This is a genomic window from Candidatus Hydrothermales bacterium, assembly GCA_039630235.1.
Lineage (GTDB): Bacteria > Hydrothermota > Hydrothermia > Hydrothermales > JAJRUZ01 > JBCNVI01.
In genome coordinates this window covers 224,879-240,395 of sequence record JBCNVI010000001.1, presented here as the reverse complement: position 1 = coordinate 240,395, position 15,517 = coordinate 224,879, and the positions used below count along the sequence as shown (strand labels likewise).

Annotated in this window: 14 protein-coding genes, 1 other RNA gene and 1 pseudogene (1 of these 16 only partly in view); 9 read left to right on the top strand and 7 right to left on the bottom strand. The window is 33.5% G+C overall.

Going from position 1 to position 15,517, the window contains the following annotated elements; genetic code table 11:
- The 5 genes from ABDH49_01100 to ABDH49_01080 all read right to left on the bottom strand — a co-directional run.
- A partial coding sequence (locus ABDH49_01100) for a hypothetical protein (protein MEN3045575.1) occupies positions 1 to 216 on the bottom strand: 216 nt, incomplete at its 3' end.
- 121 nt (positions 217 to 337) lie between these two features.
- A complete protein-coding gene (locus ABDH49_01095; GenBank protein MEN3045574.1) occupies positions 338 to 607 on the bottom strand; it encodes a PqqD family protein in 270 nt (89 codons plus the stop codon).
- Between the two features lie 846 nt (positions 608 to 1,453).
- Positions 1,454 to 1,906: a TIGR00725 family protein gene (locus ABDH49_01090; protein MEN3045573.1), complete on the bottom strand. Its 453-nt coding sequence runs from the start codon at positions 1,904 to 1,906 to the stop codon at positions 1,454 to 1,456.
- A gap of 207 nt (positions 1,907 to 2,113) precedes the next feature.
- Positions 2,114 to 2,509, bottom strand: an RNA gene (rnpB, locus tag ABDH49_01085) — RNase P RNA component class A.
- A 27-nt stretch (positions 2,510 to 2,536) separates the two neighbouring features.
- A complete protein-coding gene (locus ABDH49_01080) occupies positions 2,537 to 3,040 on the bottom strand; it encodes a hypothetical protein (GenBank protein ID MEN3045572.1) in 504 nt (167 codons plus the stop codon).
- Positions 3,041 to 3,095: 55 nt separating this feature from the next.
- Between ABDH49_01080 and ABDH49_01075 the strand changes: the two genes are divergently transcribed.
- Positions 3,096 to 4,997, top strand: a complete 1,902-nt coding sequence (locus ABDH49_01075) for a M1 family aminopeptidase (protein ID MEN3045571.1) — start codon at positions 3,096 to 3,098, stop codon at positions 4,995 to 4,997.
- Here ABDH49_01075 and ABDH49_01070 read toward each other — a convergent pair.
- Entirely contained in the window at positions 4,986 to 6,053 is a 1,068-nt protein-coding gene (locus ABDH49_01070; GenBank protein MEN3045570.1) for an acyl-CoA reductase, read from the bottom strand. The genes ABDH49_01075 and ABDH49_01070 overlap by 12 nt on opposite strands.
- Positions 6,054 to 6,064: 11 nt before the next feature.
- Here ABDH49_01070 and prfB point away from each other — a divergent pair, with 11 nt between their 5' ends.
- Genes prfB through ABDH49_01030 form a run of 8 tightly spaced genes read left to right on the top strand, consistent with a single transcriptional unit; the run spans position 6,065 to position 13,247 of the window.
- Positions 6,065 to 7,156: a peptide chain release factor 2 gene (prfB, locus tag ABDH49_01065; protein MEN3045569.1), complete on the top strand. Its 1,092-nt coding sequence runs from the start codon at positions 6,065 to 6,067 to the stop codon at positions 7,154 to 7,156.
- Positions 7,143 to 8,603, top strand: coding sequence for a lysine--tRNA ligase (lysS, locus tag ABDH49_01060; GenBank protein MEN3045568.1), 1,461 nt, complete (start codon positions 7,143 to 7,145; stop codon positions 8,601 to 8,603). Before prfB ends, lysS begins: the two co-directional genes overlap by 14 nt.
- 20 nt (positions 8,604 to 8,623) lie before the next feature.
- Positions 8,624 to 9,805, top strand: a complete 1,182-nt coding sequence (locus tag ABDH49_01055; GenBank protein ID MEN3045567.1) for an ABC transporter permease — start codon at positions 8,624 to 8,626, stop codon at positions 9,803 to 9,805.
- Complete coding sequence (locus ABDH49_01050) at positions 9,798 to 10,481, top strand: ABC transporter ATP-binding protein (GenBank protein ID MEN3045566.1); 684 nt, start codon at positions 9,798 to 9,800, stop codon at positions 10,479 to 10,481. The genes ABDH49_01055 and ABDH49_01050 overlap by 8 nt, the downstream gene beginning before the upstream one ends.
- Entirely contained in the window at positions 10,478 to 10,978 is a 501-nt protein-coding gene (locus ABDH49_01045; protein MEN3045565.1) for a UvrB/UvrC motif-containing protein, read from the top strand. Before ABDH49_01050 ends, ABDH49_01045 begins: the two co-directional genes overlap by 4 nt.
- Positions 10,968 to 12,029, top strand: a complete 1,062-nt coding sequence (locus ABDH49_01040; GenBank protein ID MEN3045564.1) for an ATP--guanido phosphotransferase — start codon at positions 10,968 to 10,970, stop codon at positions 12,027 to 12,029. Before ABDH49_01045 ends, ABDH49_01040 begins: the two co-directional genes overlap by 11 nt.
- On the top strand, positions 12,026 to 12,358 hold the full coding sequence (locus ABDH49_01035; protein ID MEN3045563.1) for a MerR family transcriptional regulator: 333 nt from the start codon (positions 12,026 to 12,028) through the stop codon (positions 12,356 to 12,358). The genes ABDH49_01040 and ABDH49_01035 overlap by 4 nt, the downstream gene beginning before the upstream one ends.
- Before the next feature lie 13 nt (positions 12,359 to 12,371).
- Positions 12,372 to 13,247, top strand: coding sequence for a ParB N-terminal domain-containing protein (locus ABDH49_01030; GenBank protein ID MEN3045562.1), 876 nt, complete (start codon positions 12,372 to 12,374; stop codon positions 13,245 to 13,247).
- Here ABDH49_01030 and lon read toward each other — a convergent pair.
- A pseudogene (gene lon, locus ABDH49_01025) lies at positions 13,248 to 15,517 on the bottom strand (endopeptidase La); it runs 181 nt beyond the window's last position.

Sequence of the window (15,517 nt, the reverse complement as noted above, 5' to 3'; positions counted from 1 at the left end):
AGTAGGTTTATTAGTAGATACTTCAATTGAAGTATATAAGAGATTAGACGCATATTCTATGAGTTCTACAAGATGAGGATATAGTTCAGTAGAACCTCCTCCAATTACAAGCTCTTTTGTTCCTAATTCCTTTGCTTCTTTTAGAAATTTTTTAGCTAAAGATATGTCAATATAAGTGTTTTCAACAGAAGAAGAAAAGGTGCGGCCTGGTAACAATAATTACAGCGGCACAGACAATTTTCATTTACGGCAAGTCCAACTCGTGCAATTTCACAAGGGCGAATAACAGAGGTAGTTGTATCAGGGACAAAAGCAAACTTTCGAGGGTCGTGAATAGTTAAAGGTGAAGATAATTTTGAAGATAAAAAATTATTTCGTCTTTTTGAGCGTCCAAAAAACTTTTTATATCGCCTTTTACCTTTTCTCTTTCTTCTTTATAAATTTCGCTTATTAAATTGGTTATTTCTTCAAGAGTAAAAGTTCCGTTACAAAGTGAAAGAACAAGCGCTTGGGTTGGAGAAAGGAATTGTATTCTATTGTTTCTTTTGATAAGATACGCTCCTTTGTTTGTTCGTACAAGTCTAGCTATAAATAAAGGAACCATCATTTTTATTTGTTTTTATTTAGCGCTAAGGAGGATACCCTTTCTCTAGAGTACCTCCTCCCCTAACTTCTTACCCCTTTATGGCTATTCCAGAAGTATTCCACCTTGACAAATTACGCATACTCCACATATTCTCCTTCCGAGCATTTCCATTCCCTGACTCATATCATAACTTCCTGCAAGGTTTATATTACCTAGGAGTGCAATTATCTTTTACTCCTTTTATACTTTTTTGTTCCCCGGAATCTAACTGGAGTTGCGGAATATAATGTTTATGTTGTATAGTTGTATATTGTATGTTATAACCGAAAAACTATCAAAAATCAATACCTAAAAAAAACATCATAATCCTGCGCGATTTAGTTACATAAAGTTTTTTAGTTTTTAAAAAATTATTAAAAAAACAGCCAAAACCCTTATACAACCCTCTTGTATCAAGCTTCCTAATTTTTGCGACTCTATCGCAGTTTTTTATTTTTTAGTGAAATTTAATACTGATCGGTTGTAAATATTATAATGTTTTGTAGCTCATAGTTACTATTTATACTAAATATTCGAGAACCGTAAAAATATGTGAGCTTCAACCTTCTTTCTATTCTTGTGATGAAAGGGTTAAAATAGCCTTTTGTCTCGATCAGGATCAATATTGTAGTTTGGTCTATAGCTGAAAAGTGTTATTTTTGAATATCGGGTTTAGAGCTATCTAAAGTACGCAATCTATTTTTTATACATTTCTCCTCCACATTCAACTTTTCTTACTTAATCCGCCTCAAAAAACTTTCTTAATCTCTCATATTGCTATAATTGATCTTCAATTAATTGGCTTTCCGATTAATAAACTGAAATTTTCTATTTTATAAGTTCTAAGGCAATTTGAACTGCGGTGCTTGGATCATCTGCTTTAATTCCTATATCTATATTCCATGGAACTTTTACTTTTACTAAAGGTTTATTGAATTTACCACATAGGGCTAATTCCATTAAAGTTCCATATTCTCCATCAATGGCAATAACTACATCTGATGACTTTACAATTATCACGTTCCTTGCCTCACCCATACCTGTAACAATCGGTAATTTAACCCACTTATTAGCTTCTTCCTTTGAGTTTCCTGGCAAAATTCCTATAGTTAGACCTCCCTCCTCATATGCGCCCCTGCAAGCAGCTTCCATAACTCCTCCAAGTCCACCGCAGATCAGAAGATTTCCACTTTTAGCAATGTTTTTCCCAATTTTATAAGCTATTTCATAAATTTCCTCAGAACAGGTTGAGCCACCTATAACTCCAAAAATTTTTTTCATAATTTAAATTATACCTTAGATATGGGACTTAGCGTAACAAGGGGATTATATATAGTTGCAACTATAGAAGTTTTACTGATTTGAGTTAAATTTCTAGGTGTAGTAAGTTTAGGAAATTAGAGGGAGAGTTTTATTATTTTGTTTAGGATCCTAACGACAAGGGGGTATAGCGCTTTGAAAAGTTTGTATTTTTCAAAGTGATTTGTTAGAGAGGGGGGTTCCGTAAGCCGGATTCTGTTTTAGGTGGTCATTTATCTAATGCGGCTACCCGGGGATTTGTGGAAGCGGGCCACTTCCATAACCTCCCCTGTTTGCCTTGCTTAGGGTGGGGGTTGCAACGTCCCTGGCATAACTTGCCAAGGAAGGGGAATCTCGCCCCTTCGCCCTGGGTTGCCCCAGAGCCGGTAGGCTCTTACCCTACCTTTTCACCCTTGCCCCTCCCTCTTTAAAAGGGAGATAGGCGGTATATTCTCTGTTGCCCTTTCCTTCCTCCCCTTTTAAAAGGAGGAACCTTCTTGTTCAGAAGGCACCCTGCCCTCTTAAGTCCGGACTTTCCTCCCTTTCCCCTTTTATAAGGGAAAGAGCGACCACCCAAACCCCCCTCTCAAAACCAACCCAGTTTTTCTCTATTTAATTTATTTTCCCCTTTATTAAATTTTCAATACCATCCATAAATTTTTTTAAGGTAGCCTCATCTCTTTTAAGAAGATCCTCTAAGGCAAATAAATAATACCTCATCATTTCTTCGTCTTTTATTTTAGCGGCATTCAAAAATTTTTTTAAAAACTCTCTTTCTCTTTGGTGAATACCTAAAAGTCCAATTAAATCCCGGTATAACTCCTTTCCCTTCTTCGTCTTCTTCAAAAATTTAAGATTTTTCTTTAATTCCCCCTGTTTTTTTTCATAATAATTAAAATATTTCAATTTTTTCTTAAGAAATTGAGCATTTTGGTGACTCATAACCTCCCTTAGAAATTCTATAAACTTTCTATGCTCACTTGAGTAACTTTTTAAAAGATTTAGTAAATGTTTGTATTTTTCTATGTTTTTTAGTCTTGTCCTATATAAAAAGAAGAGGATATTTCTTCCCAGTTTATTTATTAAAGATTTGCGTAAAAGATGCAACAATTTCATACAAAATATAATACCAGAAATGCAAAATGTCAATATATTATAATAATATTAAGTTATGGTAGTTTTCATCTACTTTGTTTTTTCACTTAGCTTTGTAAGACCCTATCCCTATCAAAGGCCCTCACCTGGCTATGATGTTTTACACTACAATTTATACTTTAAAATTAGATCCGAAACAAGAAATATAGTAGGAGTTTCAGAGTTCACCGTTGAAATCAAAAAGGATTATCTTAATAAAATTAAGTTTAATGCAGAGGACCTGATGATTGATAGTATACTGGTTTTAAATAGAAAAATATTTAATTTTTATTACCCAGACTCTGATTTGGTTGAGTTTTCACTTCCTACAAGCGCTTTTAGGGGGGAAACCCTAAGTTTTAAGGTCTTCTTTTACAAGTTTTACCCAGGTAATTTGCCCATTGAAAAAATGAGAGGAGTCTTCTTTCACCCAGAGGGTATGGTCTTTACCTTTTCGGAGCCACAGGACGCAAGAAGGATTTTCCCTTGCTGGGATGAGCCTTATGACAAGGCGACTTTAAAAATTAGATTCAATGTCCCATACAAAAGCCAAGTTGCCTCTAACGGACTTTTAATGCAAAAGATAGATTACCCACACCATGACTCCTCAGTATATGTTTTCTATGAGTCTCATCCAATTGCCACATATTTAATAGCTTTTTCAGTTTACCATGATTATGAAATATTAAGTGACTATTATCAAGATAAGCACTTACTTTACTATGTAGTGGATAGGCGAAACAGAATTGTAGCCGAATCTTTAAAAGCGTTGCACAGAGAAGCAATAGAGTTTTTTTCAAGAAAATTTTTAAATTATCCATTTTCTAAGTACGGTGTAGCCTCAGTTTTTGATTTTCCCGGGGGTATGGAGAATCAAACTATAACTTTTGTGAATCCAAATTGGTGGAACGATACTCAAAATATTTATAAACTTGAGTATGGCTTTATCCATGAACTTGCTCACCAGTGGTTTGGAGATTTTGTAACTCCTTCAGATTGGAAGGAAATATGGCTTAATGAGGGATTTGCCTCTTATATGGAAATTCTTTGGGCCGAATATAAGTATGGAAAAAAAGCTGCCTTAAAAAGACTAAAGGAATTTAAAAATCAATTTTTCAATGTAGATACCTTATCTTTATACCCTATCTACGATCCTAGGGACTCTTACTTTAACAGTCAAAGATTTGTCCCAATCATATATAAAAAGGGAGCCTATGTCCTCCATATGTTAAGGAAAATTATGGGAGATAACGAATTTATAAACGCTCTAAGGGACTATCTCATTAATAATTCCTACGGTAATGTAACAATAGGAGATTTTCAGATATCCTGCGAGAAGTACTATGGAAACTCACTTTACTTTTTCTTTGAGGAGTGGCTACTCAGAGCTAAGTATCCTATTTTTAAAATATACGATACTACCTATCAAGTAGGTTCTGGCGTCTATGTAAACGAGATAAAGATAAAACAGAAGGCTCCTCCGTATACCGTTAAAATGCCTGTTGCCCTTTGCTATAGTAACAATCTATTTCTTGAAAACCTATGGATAGATGATACTTTAGAAATTTACAAAGTTTATACAAATTTTGTTCCAGATTCTATTGTTTATAACTTTGAAGATGAAATTTTGTGTAAAATTTTAAAGCAGGAATATTATACTGAAAAAAAGCCAGTTGAAGATATTTATGTATTTAATGATGGTAAATACGTATATTTAGGTTTCCAATTAAACAAAAGAGCAAACGTAGAGTTAAAAGTTTTAGATTGTATTGGGAGAAATGTAAGAACACTTATAAAGGAGACTCTTGATCCTGGTAGTCATATAGTCTTATGGACTGGCAAAAACACATCTGGAAGATATAGTCCAAGTGGTACCTACTTTTTCTTATTTAACACAAGGGATCTAAAAGTTATAAAAAAGTTTGTGTTAGTTAAGTAAAATTTTTAGTGGCTTTATACCATCTGGAAAAAAATCCTCATCTATGAGTTGTAAATTTCCCGCTTCTTTTATATAGAAGTGTTTAAATCTCTCTTTCAGCATGCCTACATATTCTTTTTCTAGGGGATATATACTTATCCCCTGAATCATAGTTTCAAAAGGTGTAATCTTTTTTAGAACCTCCTCAATGCCTCTAAATTTAAAAATATTTAAAATTCCCTTTGAAATTATAATCTTTTCTTGATTAACTCTCAAATAAAATTCACCTACCTTTTCTGTTTCTGAAAAATAAGAAAGATTTAGGTAAAAGTTAAATAGTTTTTCTTTCTTGCTAAACAGGCTATCAAACTCTTTCAATTTTTCTCTAAGTTTTGTTATAAATTGGTCAAAAATCTTCTCATGGACAAAAATTATTGTGGGAGACAAACAACCTGAATGTGAAAAATAGGTTATATCTTTAATTAATCTTTCTAATCCGTTCAAATTCATCATTATCGATAGGCTTGTTTTGCTACCATATTCGATAATTTTTTTATTTGGATCAATTACTTTCTTAAATTCTTCTAGTGTATTACTTGAACCTATGAGTATGTAGTTATCAAAGTTATAAATTTCTTCTTTTAAATTCTCAAGATTTTTTGTAGTTATTTTTAAATTTTTAAGGCCCTCTCTTTTTAAGTAATTTAGTAGCCTTCGCGAAATTTTTAAGTAATTTCTGCTTGGTCTCCATAATATCCTTTTTGATACTAAAATTAAGAAGTATAGATACTCGATCTCTAAAAGTGGTATATTTCCAGGAGTCAGTATAAACGAATTCCCCTTTTTTAAGTTTAGGCTTATCTCTTTGCTATCTAACTCTGTTTTAACTCTTTTAATTAATTTTTTATAATTTCCAAAGATTGAAAACATGTTCTCAAGGGGTTTCTTGTAATATATAAATTTTTTACCACTCTCTTCAATAAAAGATTTTATAAACTTTTTTTCCCCTCTCCAGAACTTATTGAGAGCTTTTGAATATTTTTTTAAAAGAATTTCCGTTTCCTCTTGTCTTATCATATATTAATTTTATGGATAGAAAAAATTTGGTTGAAAGATGGGAAAAATTAAAGAGTTTTATAAACATAGAAAATTTAAGAGAAGAAAAAGAAGAACTTGAAAAGGAATCAACAAAAAGTAACTTTTGGCATGATAAAAAAAGAGCAAAAGAGATTATAGAAAAATTAAACAGAGTAAAAGAATTGATAGAGTGCTACGAAAGTATTGAGAATAATATAAAAGAAATAGAGGAAATGGAAGAGTTAAAAAAAGAAGACGAAACCTTGAGTGAGGAACTTGAAAATGAAATTATAAAACTTAGCAAGGGGCTTGAAAGAGAGGTAAAAGAACTTGAAATAAAGCTATTGTTGAGCGGGCAGGACGACCATAAAAACTGTATATTGACGATTCATCCCGGAGCGGGGGGGACAGAGTCTATGGACTGGGCTGCTATGCTCCTTAGGATGTACCTAATGTACTGCGAAAAAAAAGGCTTTAAAGTAGAACTTGACAGCCAACCAGGTGAGGAAGCAGGTATTAAATCAGCTACCTTGTTTATAGAGGGAAAATATGCCTACGGTTTACTTAAGGCTGAAAGAGGGGTCCACAGGCTCGTTCGAATATCTCCCTTTGATGCCTCAAGGAGAAGGCATACTTCCTTTGCTGCAGTTTTTGTATATCCTGAAGTTGAAGAAGTCGAAGTAGAAATAAACGAAGATGACCTTGAGATAGAAACCTTTAGAGCCTCTGGACCAGGTGGACAACATGTCCAAAAAGCCTCAACTGCTATTAGAATAAGACATATACCTACAGGAATAGTTGTATCCTGTCAAAGCGAAAGATCTTTATACCAAAATAGAATGTATGCTCTAAAGATTTTAAGATCAAAATTAAAAGAATATTACGATAGAAAGCAAAGAGAAAAACTTTTAGAATTAGAAAAAGAAAAGACAGAGATTAGCTGGGGAAATCAGATAAGAAGTTATATACTCCATCCATATCGTCTTGTTAAAGATCATAGAACTGGTTTAGAAACAACACGGGTAGATGAAGTACTTGACGGCGATATTGAAGACTTTATAATTTCATATCTTCTTTGGGAGCTAAAAAATGAGAGTAAATAAAAATTATCCAGAGGAATACGAGATTCGTTTAAAAAAATTAGAAAAGCTTAAAGAAGTGGGAATAGAGCCGTTTGCCTACAAATTTGATTCAAAGACAGATATAAAGGTAATAAGAGAGAACGAAGCACAGTATATGGATAAAGAAGTAAGAACTGCAGGGAGGCTAAAATTTTTTAGAGATTTTGGAAAATTAATATTTGCAGTTATAGAGGATGAAGAAGAAAAGATTCAAATTGTAATTGAAAAGAAAGCTTTAAATGAAAAATATGAAATTTTCAGGAAGTATATTGATCCAGGTGATATAATAGGGGTGGAGGGAAAGGTCGGAAAAACACAAAAGGGAGAGCTTTCCATATTTGTTAAGGATTTTAACTTACTTACAAAAGCTCTTTTGCCCCTACCAGAAAAATATCACGGTCTTAGGGATCCTGAACTTATCTATAGAAAAAGATATCTCCATCTAATTTCAGATTCAGCTTCAAAGGAAGTTTTTAAATTAAGAACTAAAATATTTGATTTCATAAGGAATTTTTTAAATAAGAACAAGTTTATAGAGGTAGAGACCCCTATTTTGCAACCGATATATGGAGGCGCTACAGCAAGACCCTTTAAAACTTATTCGAATGCTCTTGATATGGATCTTTACCTAAGAATATCTAATGAACTTTATTTAAAAAGACTAATTGTTAGCGGCTTTGAAAGAGTTTACGAATTCTCAAAAGATTTTAGAAACGAAGGAATTGATAGAAGTCATTACCCAGAGTTTACTCTGCTTGAAGGATATATTGCCTATTGGGACTATAACATTTTGGCCGATTTTATCGAAGAGCTTTTATGCTCTCTTGTCTTAGAAATAAAGGGAAGTTACGAAATTGAATATCAAGGTAAAAAGATTTCCTTTAAAAGGCCTTTTAAAAGAGTAGAGTTTGTTGAGTGCTTGAAATCAAAACTGGGCTTTGACCCCTTAGAAGTGGAAGTTGAAAAACTAAAAGAAGTAGCATTTGACTATGGCTTAGAGGAAAGGGAATATCCTAAAGTCTTAGATAAACTCTTTGATTTTTTGTGCTCTAAAGATTTTATAGATCCTACGTTTGTTTTTAATTATCCAAAAGAGCTTTCCCCACTTGCAAAGACAAAAAGAGATGATGAGAGGTTAACTGAAAGATTTGAGCTTTATATAGCAGGTATGGAAGTTGTTAATGCCTTTTCAGAGCTAAACGATCCTCTTGAACAGGAGGAAAGGTTTTTAAGGCAGCTTGAAATGAGAGAAAGAGGCTTTGAAGAGGCACATGCCTTTGATGAGGATTACATTGAAGCTCTATGCTACGGAATGCCTCCCACAGCAGGTTTTGGTATAGGAATGGATAGGTTATGTATGATTCTTGCAGATAAACACAGTATAAGAGATGTTATCCTTTTTCCGACTTTAAGACCTAAAACCAAATGAGAGTTCATATATTCTTAATTTTGAGATTTTTAAGATTAAAAAGTGGTTTTCTTTTAACTATTTTGGCTTTGCTCTCGGTTTTGGGAATTTTTCTAAGTGTTACAGCTTTAATTCTTGTGACCGGAGTTATCTCAGGGTTTCAAGCAGAAATTAAATCTCGTATTCTTTCACTCACTCCGCATATTCTGGTTCAAAAGCTTGGAGGAGAGGAAATTGAGAACACAAAATATGTAGTAGATAAATTGAAAATGATAGAAGGGGTTGAAAATGTTATTGAATATAAATTCGCAAAGACCTTATTTAAAAATAAGAGTTTTGTTGATGGAGGGATTATTAGGGGGCTGCCCAAAGAAGATTTTCCTCTAAAAGAGAAGTTGAGAAATAGTATTTTAGAGGGTGAATACACCGAGGATGATAACTGTATTTTATTAGGAGAGTATTTGGCATATAGGTTAAGGGCAAAGGTGGGGGATTCAATTTTAATAATTATTCCTCTTGAAGATAAACTTTCTCCTTTATTTTTTCCAATTAGGACAGAAAGATTTTTAGTAGCAGGAATTTTTGATCTCGGATATTACGAGTATAATGCTTCATTTGCATTTATATCTATGAGAAAATTTAAGAAAATTTTGAAAGAGCCAACTAGATCACTTGAAGTTGTTTTAAAAGAACCGTATGATGCAGATCTCATAAAGAAAAAAATTAGTGGAGTTTTGAGCTATCCTTACTATAGTCTTACTTGGACAGAAATGAATAAATCGTTATTTTCAGCATTAAAACTAGAAAAGCTTGCTTTATTTTTGGTTCTTTCTATTTTGGTGTTTGTCTCTTCCTTTATGATAATGGGCAGCCTCTTTGTTTTAATGGCAAAAAAAACAAGAGAAATTGGAATTTTAATGTGCTTAGGTTTTCAAAAAAGTGATATTTTTAAGATTTTCCTAATGGAAGGTCTTCTACTTGGAGCAATTGGAATATTCTCCGGTATTTCAGTAGGCACACTTTTGGGATTCCTCGCTGGAAAATATAAGTTAATAAAACTTCCACCAGATGTATACTTTATAGACTATCTACCTATATCTTTGAATTTAAAAGATATTGGTCTTATTTTAATTTCATCTTTTTTAATTGTAATTTTTTCTTCAACAATACCTGCAATTAGGGCTTCAAAAATTTTGCCGAGAGATGCTCTAAGATATGAGTGAATTATTTTTAGTTGCTGAAAATTTGTTTAAAAGCTTTGATTCACCTAATGGCAAAATAGAAGTTCTAAGAGGCGTAGATGTTTGTATTAGACGTGGAGAGAAGATTCTTATACAGGGGCCTTCTGGCTCAGGTAAAACCACACTACTTATGCTTCTTTCTCTCCTTGATAAACCTGATAGTGGAAGAATCTTTTTTAAGGGTGAACTAATATCTTTTGAAGATGAGAAAAGATTAAAGGAATTAAGAAATCAAAAGTTTGGATTTATCTTTCAATTTTACAATCTTATAAGAGAACTTACTGCCCTGGAGAATGTTATGATACCGCTTCTAATAAAGGGTGAAAATGAAAGTGCCGCAAGAAAAAGGGGAATAGAGGTTCTTGAGCTAGTGGGTCTAAAAGAAAAGATTCACTTTTATCCTTCACAGATATCTGGTGGGGAGGAGCAAAGAGTGGCAATTGCTCGTGCGATTGTGAATAATCCAGAAATTATTTTTGCTGATGAGCCTACAGGGAGTCTCGATGAAAAAAACGCTCACAAGGTTATGAATATTCTTTTTGAACTTGTAGAAAAAAATAACGTATCTTTGATTATGGTATCCCATAACCCATTATGGATAAAACATTTCAATTTATGTTATTATTTACAGGAAGGTAAACTGAGGCTAATGAAATGACGGAAAAAAAAGAGGGTCTATGTGAAAAATGTAAGATAAAAAAAGCAGAGATCAAAGTTACAATTTTTGAGGGAGGTAAAAAAGTGAAATTATACTTATGTAAAGATTGTGCTGAAATGGAAGCGATGGGACTTTCTGAGTCCTCTGTTTCAAGCTTACCAGTTCCTAAAAAGGAAACTTCCCACTTAAAGCCAGAGGAGGATCTTGTATGTATAAATTGTGGTTTAAAGCTTTCGGAGTTCTTAAGGGTAATGAAACTAAAGTGTGAAAAGTGTTATGAGAGCTTTGAGCCACATGTAAGTAAGATAGTTTACGATTATCATAGAGCGACTGAGCATAGGGGGAAAATTTATGGAGGTGTTGTTGAACCTAATAAAGAGTTTAAATTAAGGGTTTTAAAAAGGGCGCTTGAGGAGGCAATAAAAAAGGAAGAGTTTGAAAGGGCTGCAAGGCTTAGAGATCTTTTAAAGGAAGTGGAAGGCTCTGATGGTACCTGATAGATTCAGATGGATGAGTGAAAAACTTCCCTTTTGGCTTAGATTTGTTAGCCCTTCTTATAGTGATATTGTACTCTCAATAAGGCTAAGACTTGCAAGAAATTTAAAGGCTTATCATTTCCCACTTTTTATAGATGAGGAGAAAAAGGTACAAATTTTTAATTTATTAAAAGATGCACTTTTTTCTATAGATAAACTAAAGAATCTGGAAATTTATGAGATTGGAGAACTTGAAAGAATTGAAAAGGACTTTCTAGTTGAGAGGCATTTAATTTCAAGAGACCTTTTAAAGGGAGGAAGGGGAAGTGGTTTAGTTATTGATATGGAGGAGAGGATAAGCATAATGTTAAATGAAGAAGATCATTTAAGAATACAAGTTTTTTATCCTGGTTTTATGTTTGAAGAGGCCTTTATGAAAATAATGGAGATAGATGATCTTATTGGCTCTACTTTGGAGTACGCATACAGTAAAAAGTACGGTTTTCTTACTTCTTGTCTATCGAATGTAGGCACAGGTTTCAGAGTTTCTTGCCTTTTACATCTTCCTATCTCTTTTATTTCTGGAAAAATTCAGGATATTTTTAAATTTGCTATTACAAACGATGTAACAGTCAGAGGTTACTATGGAGAGGGTTCAGAAGTTATGGGAAATATCTTTCAGTTTTCTTCTTTAAGAACTTTTGGTAAAAGCGAAGAAGATATACTTTCAAACTTTAAAAATGTAGTTTATAGAATAATTGAAATTGAAAGGGAGGAGAGGGAAAAGTTTTTAAAAAATTCGAGAGATTTTATAGAGGACAGGGTATTTAGAACGATAGGTATCATAAAGAATGCAAGATTTTTAACTTCAAGAGAGGTTATGGAGTATGCGTCACATCTAAGACTTGCAGCTGGTATGAATATCCTTGATATTAGCATTGAAAAAATTAATGAAATAATGCTTTTAAATCAACCTGCCCATCTTCAAATCCTTTATGGAAAGATAATGGAGGAGAAAGAAAGAGATAAGTTCAGAAGCATGCTCATAAGAACAAGACTTAACCTTTCATGAGAGAAAAGTATTATTACACAATAAAGGAGGTCTCAGAGATAACAGAGGTAAAACCCCATGTAATAAGATACTGGGAATCACAGATACCAGCCTTAAGACCAAAGAAAATTAGGGGTAGAAGATTCTATACGATAGATGATATAAATCTGATTAAACTCATTAAAAAACTACATTATAATGATGGTTTAACTTTAGAGGGTGTAAAGAAAAAAATACTCAGTATAAAAGATAAAACACAAATTGACCTACCTCTTGAAATAGATGATAGGAAATTGTTAAGAGAAATAAAAAATGAATTGATTAAAATAATTGATTTTTTAAAATCCTAAAAGGGGGAATCATATGGAGATTATAAGCAACGAAATAAAAAAATTGGCAGAGGAAATTGAAAGTGATGGTGTTAAGATTCTTTCCATTTTCAATGACCCCTACGGTGAAAAACCACAGTTTCTCGTTGAAATACCATTATCCCTGGTAGAGCCTACACCATTTCAGAGGGATTTATCTGAATCACACGTTAGAAGACTTATGGAAGTTATTGAAAGTATCGGTAGATACCTTGATCCAATTATCCTCGTAAGACCAAAAAGGGGAGTTTATTGGACTCCAAACGGTAACCACAGGAGAGAAGCTATGGTTAGACTCGGAAAAGAAAAGATTATAGGTATTTTAATACCTGACTATTCGACAACCTACCAGATTTTGGCCTTAAATACTGAAAAAGCTCACAACATAAGAGAAAAATCACTTGAAGTAATAAGAATGTATAAGACCTTAATGAAAGAAGAAAAAGAAAGATATGAGAGTGAATTTTCTTTCCAATTTGAAGAGGCCCTTTATATAACACTTGGTATTTTATATGAGAGTAAACCAAAATTTTCGGGAGGTGCCTATCATTCCTTTTTAAAGAAGATAGATAACTTTCTTGATTTGCCCTTTGAAGAAGCATTTTTAGAGAGAGAAAAAAGAGCAGCCTTTTTAGCTGAGGTTGATGAAATAGTTCAAGATAAAGTACTAAAAATTAAAGAAAGAGGTATTAATCATCCCTTCATAAAACAGTTTGTAGTTAGTAAAGCTAACCCTTTTGGGAAAAAGAGAAAAATTGATTTGAACTACTTTGAAGCACTTGAAATGTTCAAAGAAAGGCTTCTTGAAATTGATGCTTCAAAGGTTAGATACGAAGATATAGCCTCTGTTGAAGGTTTTTACGAAGAGTAACTAACTTTTCTTTTTCGTCTTTTTTCTTAGATTGGGGAAAAGGAGATCTACCACTTCACTAATATTTTCAACGTAGATAAATTCCATACCCTTTGTAATGTAGGATGGAAGTTCTCTTACATCTTTCTCATTCCACTTTGGTAATATAACCTTTTTAATACCAGCTCTTTTTGCTGCTAAGACTTTTTCCTTTATTCCTCCTACAGGCATTATTTTTCCCCTTAGGGTAATTTCACCTGTCATTGCAACCTCTGAATCAACCGGTATACCTGTAAAAAGTGAAAGTAGTGATACAAATATTGCTACTCCAGCAGAGGGTCCATCTTTTGGTATAGCTCCCTCAGGAACATGAATATGTATATCGTTTTTTTCTATCTCTGAATAATTTATATTACAGGATTCTGCGTTTGCTCTTATAAGTGTCAGAGCAGCTTGGCAAGACTCTCTCATAACTTCACCAAGCTTACCAGTTAAAATTAAGCTTCCTCTACCTTGCATTTTAGCTGATTCAATGAATAGAATCTCGCCTCCAGTTGGAGTCCATGCAAGACCTGTAGCTACTCCTACGGTGCCCTTTCTTGCCTTTGTTTCTGAGTAAAAAATAGGTGACCCGAGATACCTTTCCACTTGGTTAGGCTTTATATAAAACTCAGTCTTACCATCTTTTGACTTTAAGATTTCAACCGCAATTTTTCTCATTATCTCACTTATTTTTCTCTCTAACTGTCTTACCCCTGCCTCCCTTGTGTAATCATTTATTATTTTCTCTAGCGCTTTCTTTGTAAATTTAATTGTCAAACCTTCAAGACCGTTTTCTTTTTTTTGCCTAGGTATAAGATATTTAGTAGCTATAAATATTTTTTCTCTATCTACGTATCCTGGTATTTCAATCACCTCCATCCTGTCAAGTAACGGAGGGGGTATAGTAAATGTTGTGTTAGCAGTCGCAATAAAGAAAACTTGAGATAAATCAAAGGGAACTTCAATGTAGTGATCACGGAAAGAGTAATTTTGCTCAGGATCAAGTACTTCAAGTAGAGCAGAGGCTGGATCCCCCCTAAAGTTAAAACCTATTTTATCAACTTCATCGAGCATAAACACCGGATTTTTTGTTCCAACCTGTCTTATTCCTTGAATTATTCTACCTGGCAAAGCTCCTACATAAGTTCTCCTGTGACCCCTAATTTCAGCTTCATCTCTTATTCCACCAAGTGCCATTCTTATAAACTTCCTACCAAGAGCTCTTGCAATACTTTTTCCAAGTGAAGTTTTTCCAACACCTGGGGGACCTACAAAACAAAGAATGGGGCCTTTTAACTTACCCCTTTTTATTATTCTTACAGCTAAAAACTCAAGTATCCTCTCTTTAACTTTTTCAAGATTATAGTGATCCTCATCAAGAACTTTCTTTGCCCTTTCTATGTCTAAAATATCTTCTGTTTCTTCATTCCAAGGGAGGGCTAAAAGCCAGTCAAGGTAATTTCTTGATACAGAGTACTCGGGAGAGGCAGGATGTAATCTTGAGAGCTTTTCTAATTCTCTTAGGGCAACTGACTTTGCCTCCTCGGATAATCCCTTTTCATCAATTTTTTTTCTTAATTCTTGTATTTCTTTTTCAGTTTCACCAAGTTCTCCTAATTCTTTCTGTATAGCCCTTAACTGCTCCCTTAAAATATGTTCTCTCCTTTTTTTCTCAAAGGACTCATTAACCTCTTCCTTTATCTTCTTAGATAAAACAGCCACTTCTTTATCTGCTTGAACTAGACTCAAAACCTTTTTCATTCTTTCCTCTATATTCAGAATTTCTAACACCTTCTGCTTTTCCTCAGCGCTAGTATTTAAAGATGAGGCTACCATGTCTGTAAACAGTGAGTAATCCTCAATACTAGATAGAAATAGTAGTGCCTCTTCTGGAACGTAAGGAACAGCCTCAGCTATCTCTCCCAGTATTGAAAGAATACTTTGTTTAAGTGCCTCAAGGATTTTTTTATCTTCTGGATATATTTCTTCGAGAATTTTTATCTTTGCATAATAGCCCTTCTCTTTTTTTTCTACCTCAAGAATTTGGATTCGTTTAAGACCTTGAACAAAGAGTCTCATAGAATTGTCAGGAGCTCTTACCATCCTGTGAATGTAGACTGCTGTGCCGACGTGGTATATGTTAGATGGATCAAACTGCTTATCTTCTTCTTTCATAAGAAAAGATCCAAAAATTTTTTCAGATTTAAGTGCTTCTTCAACCAGAACCTGGTAATTTTCCTCTTTTACAA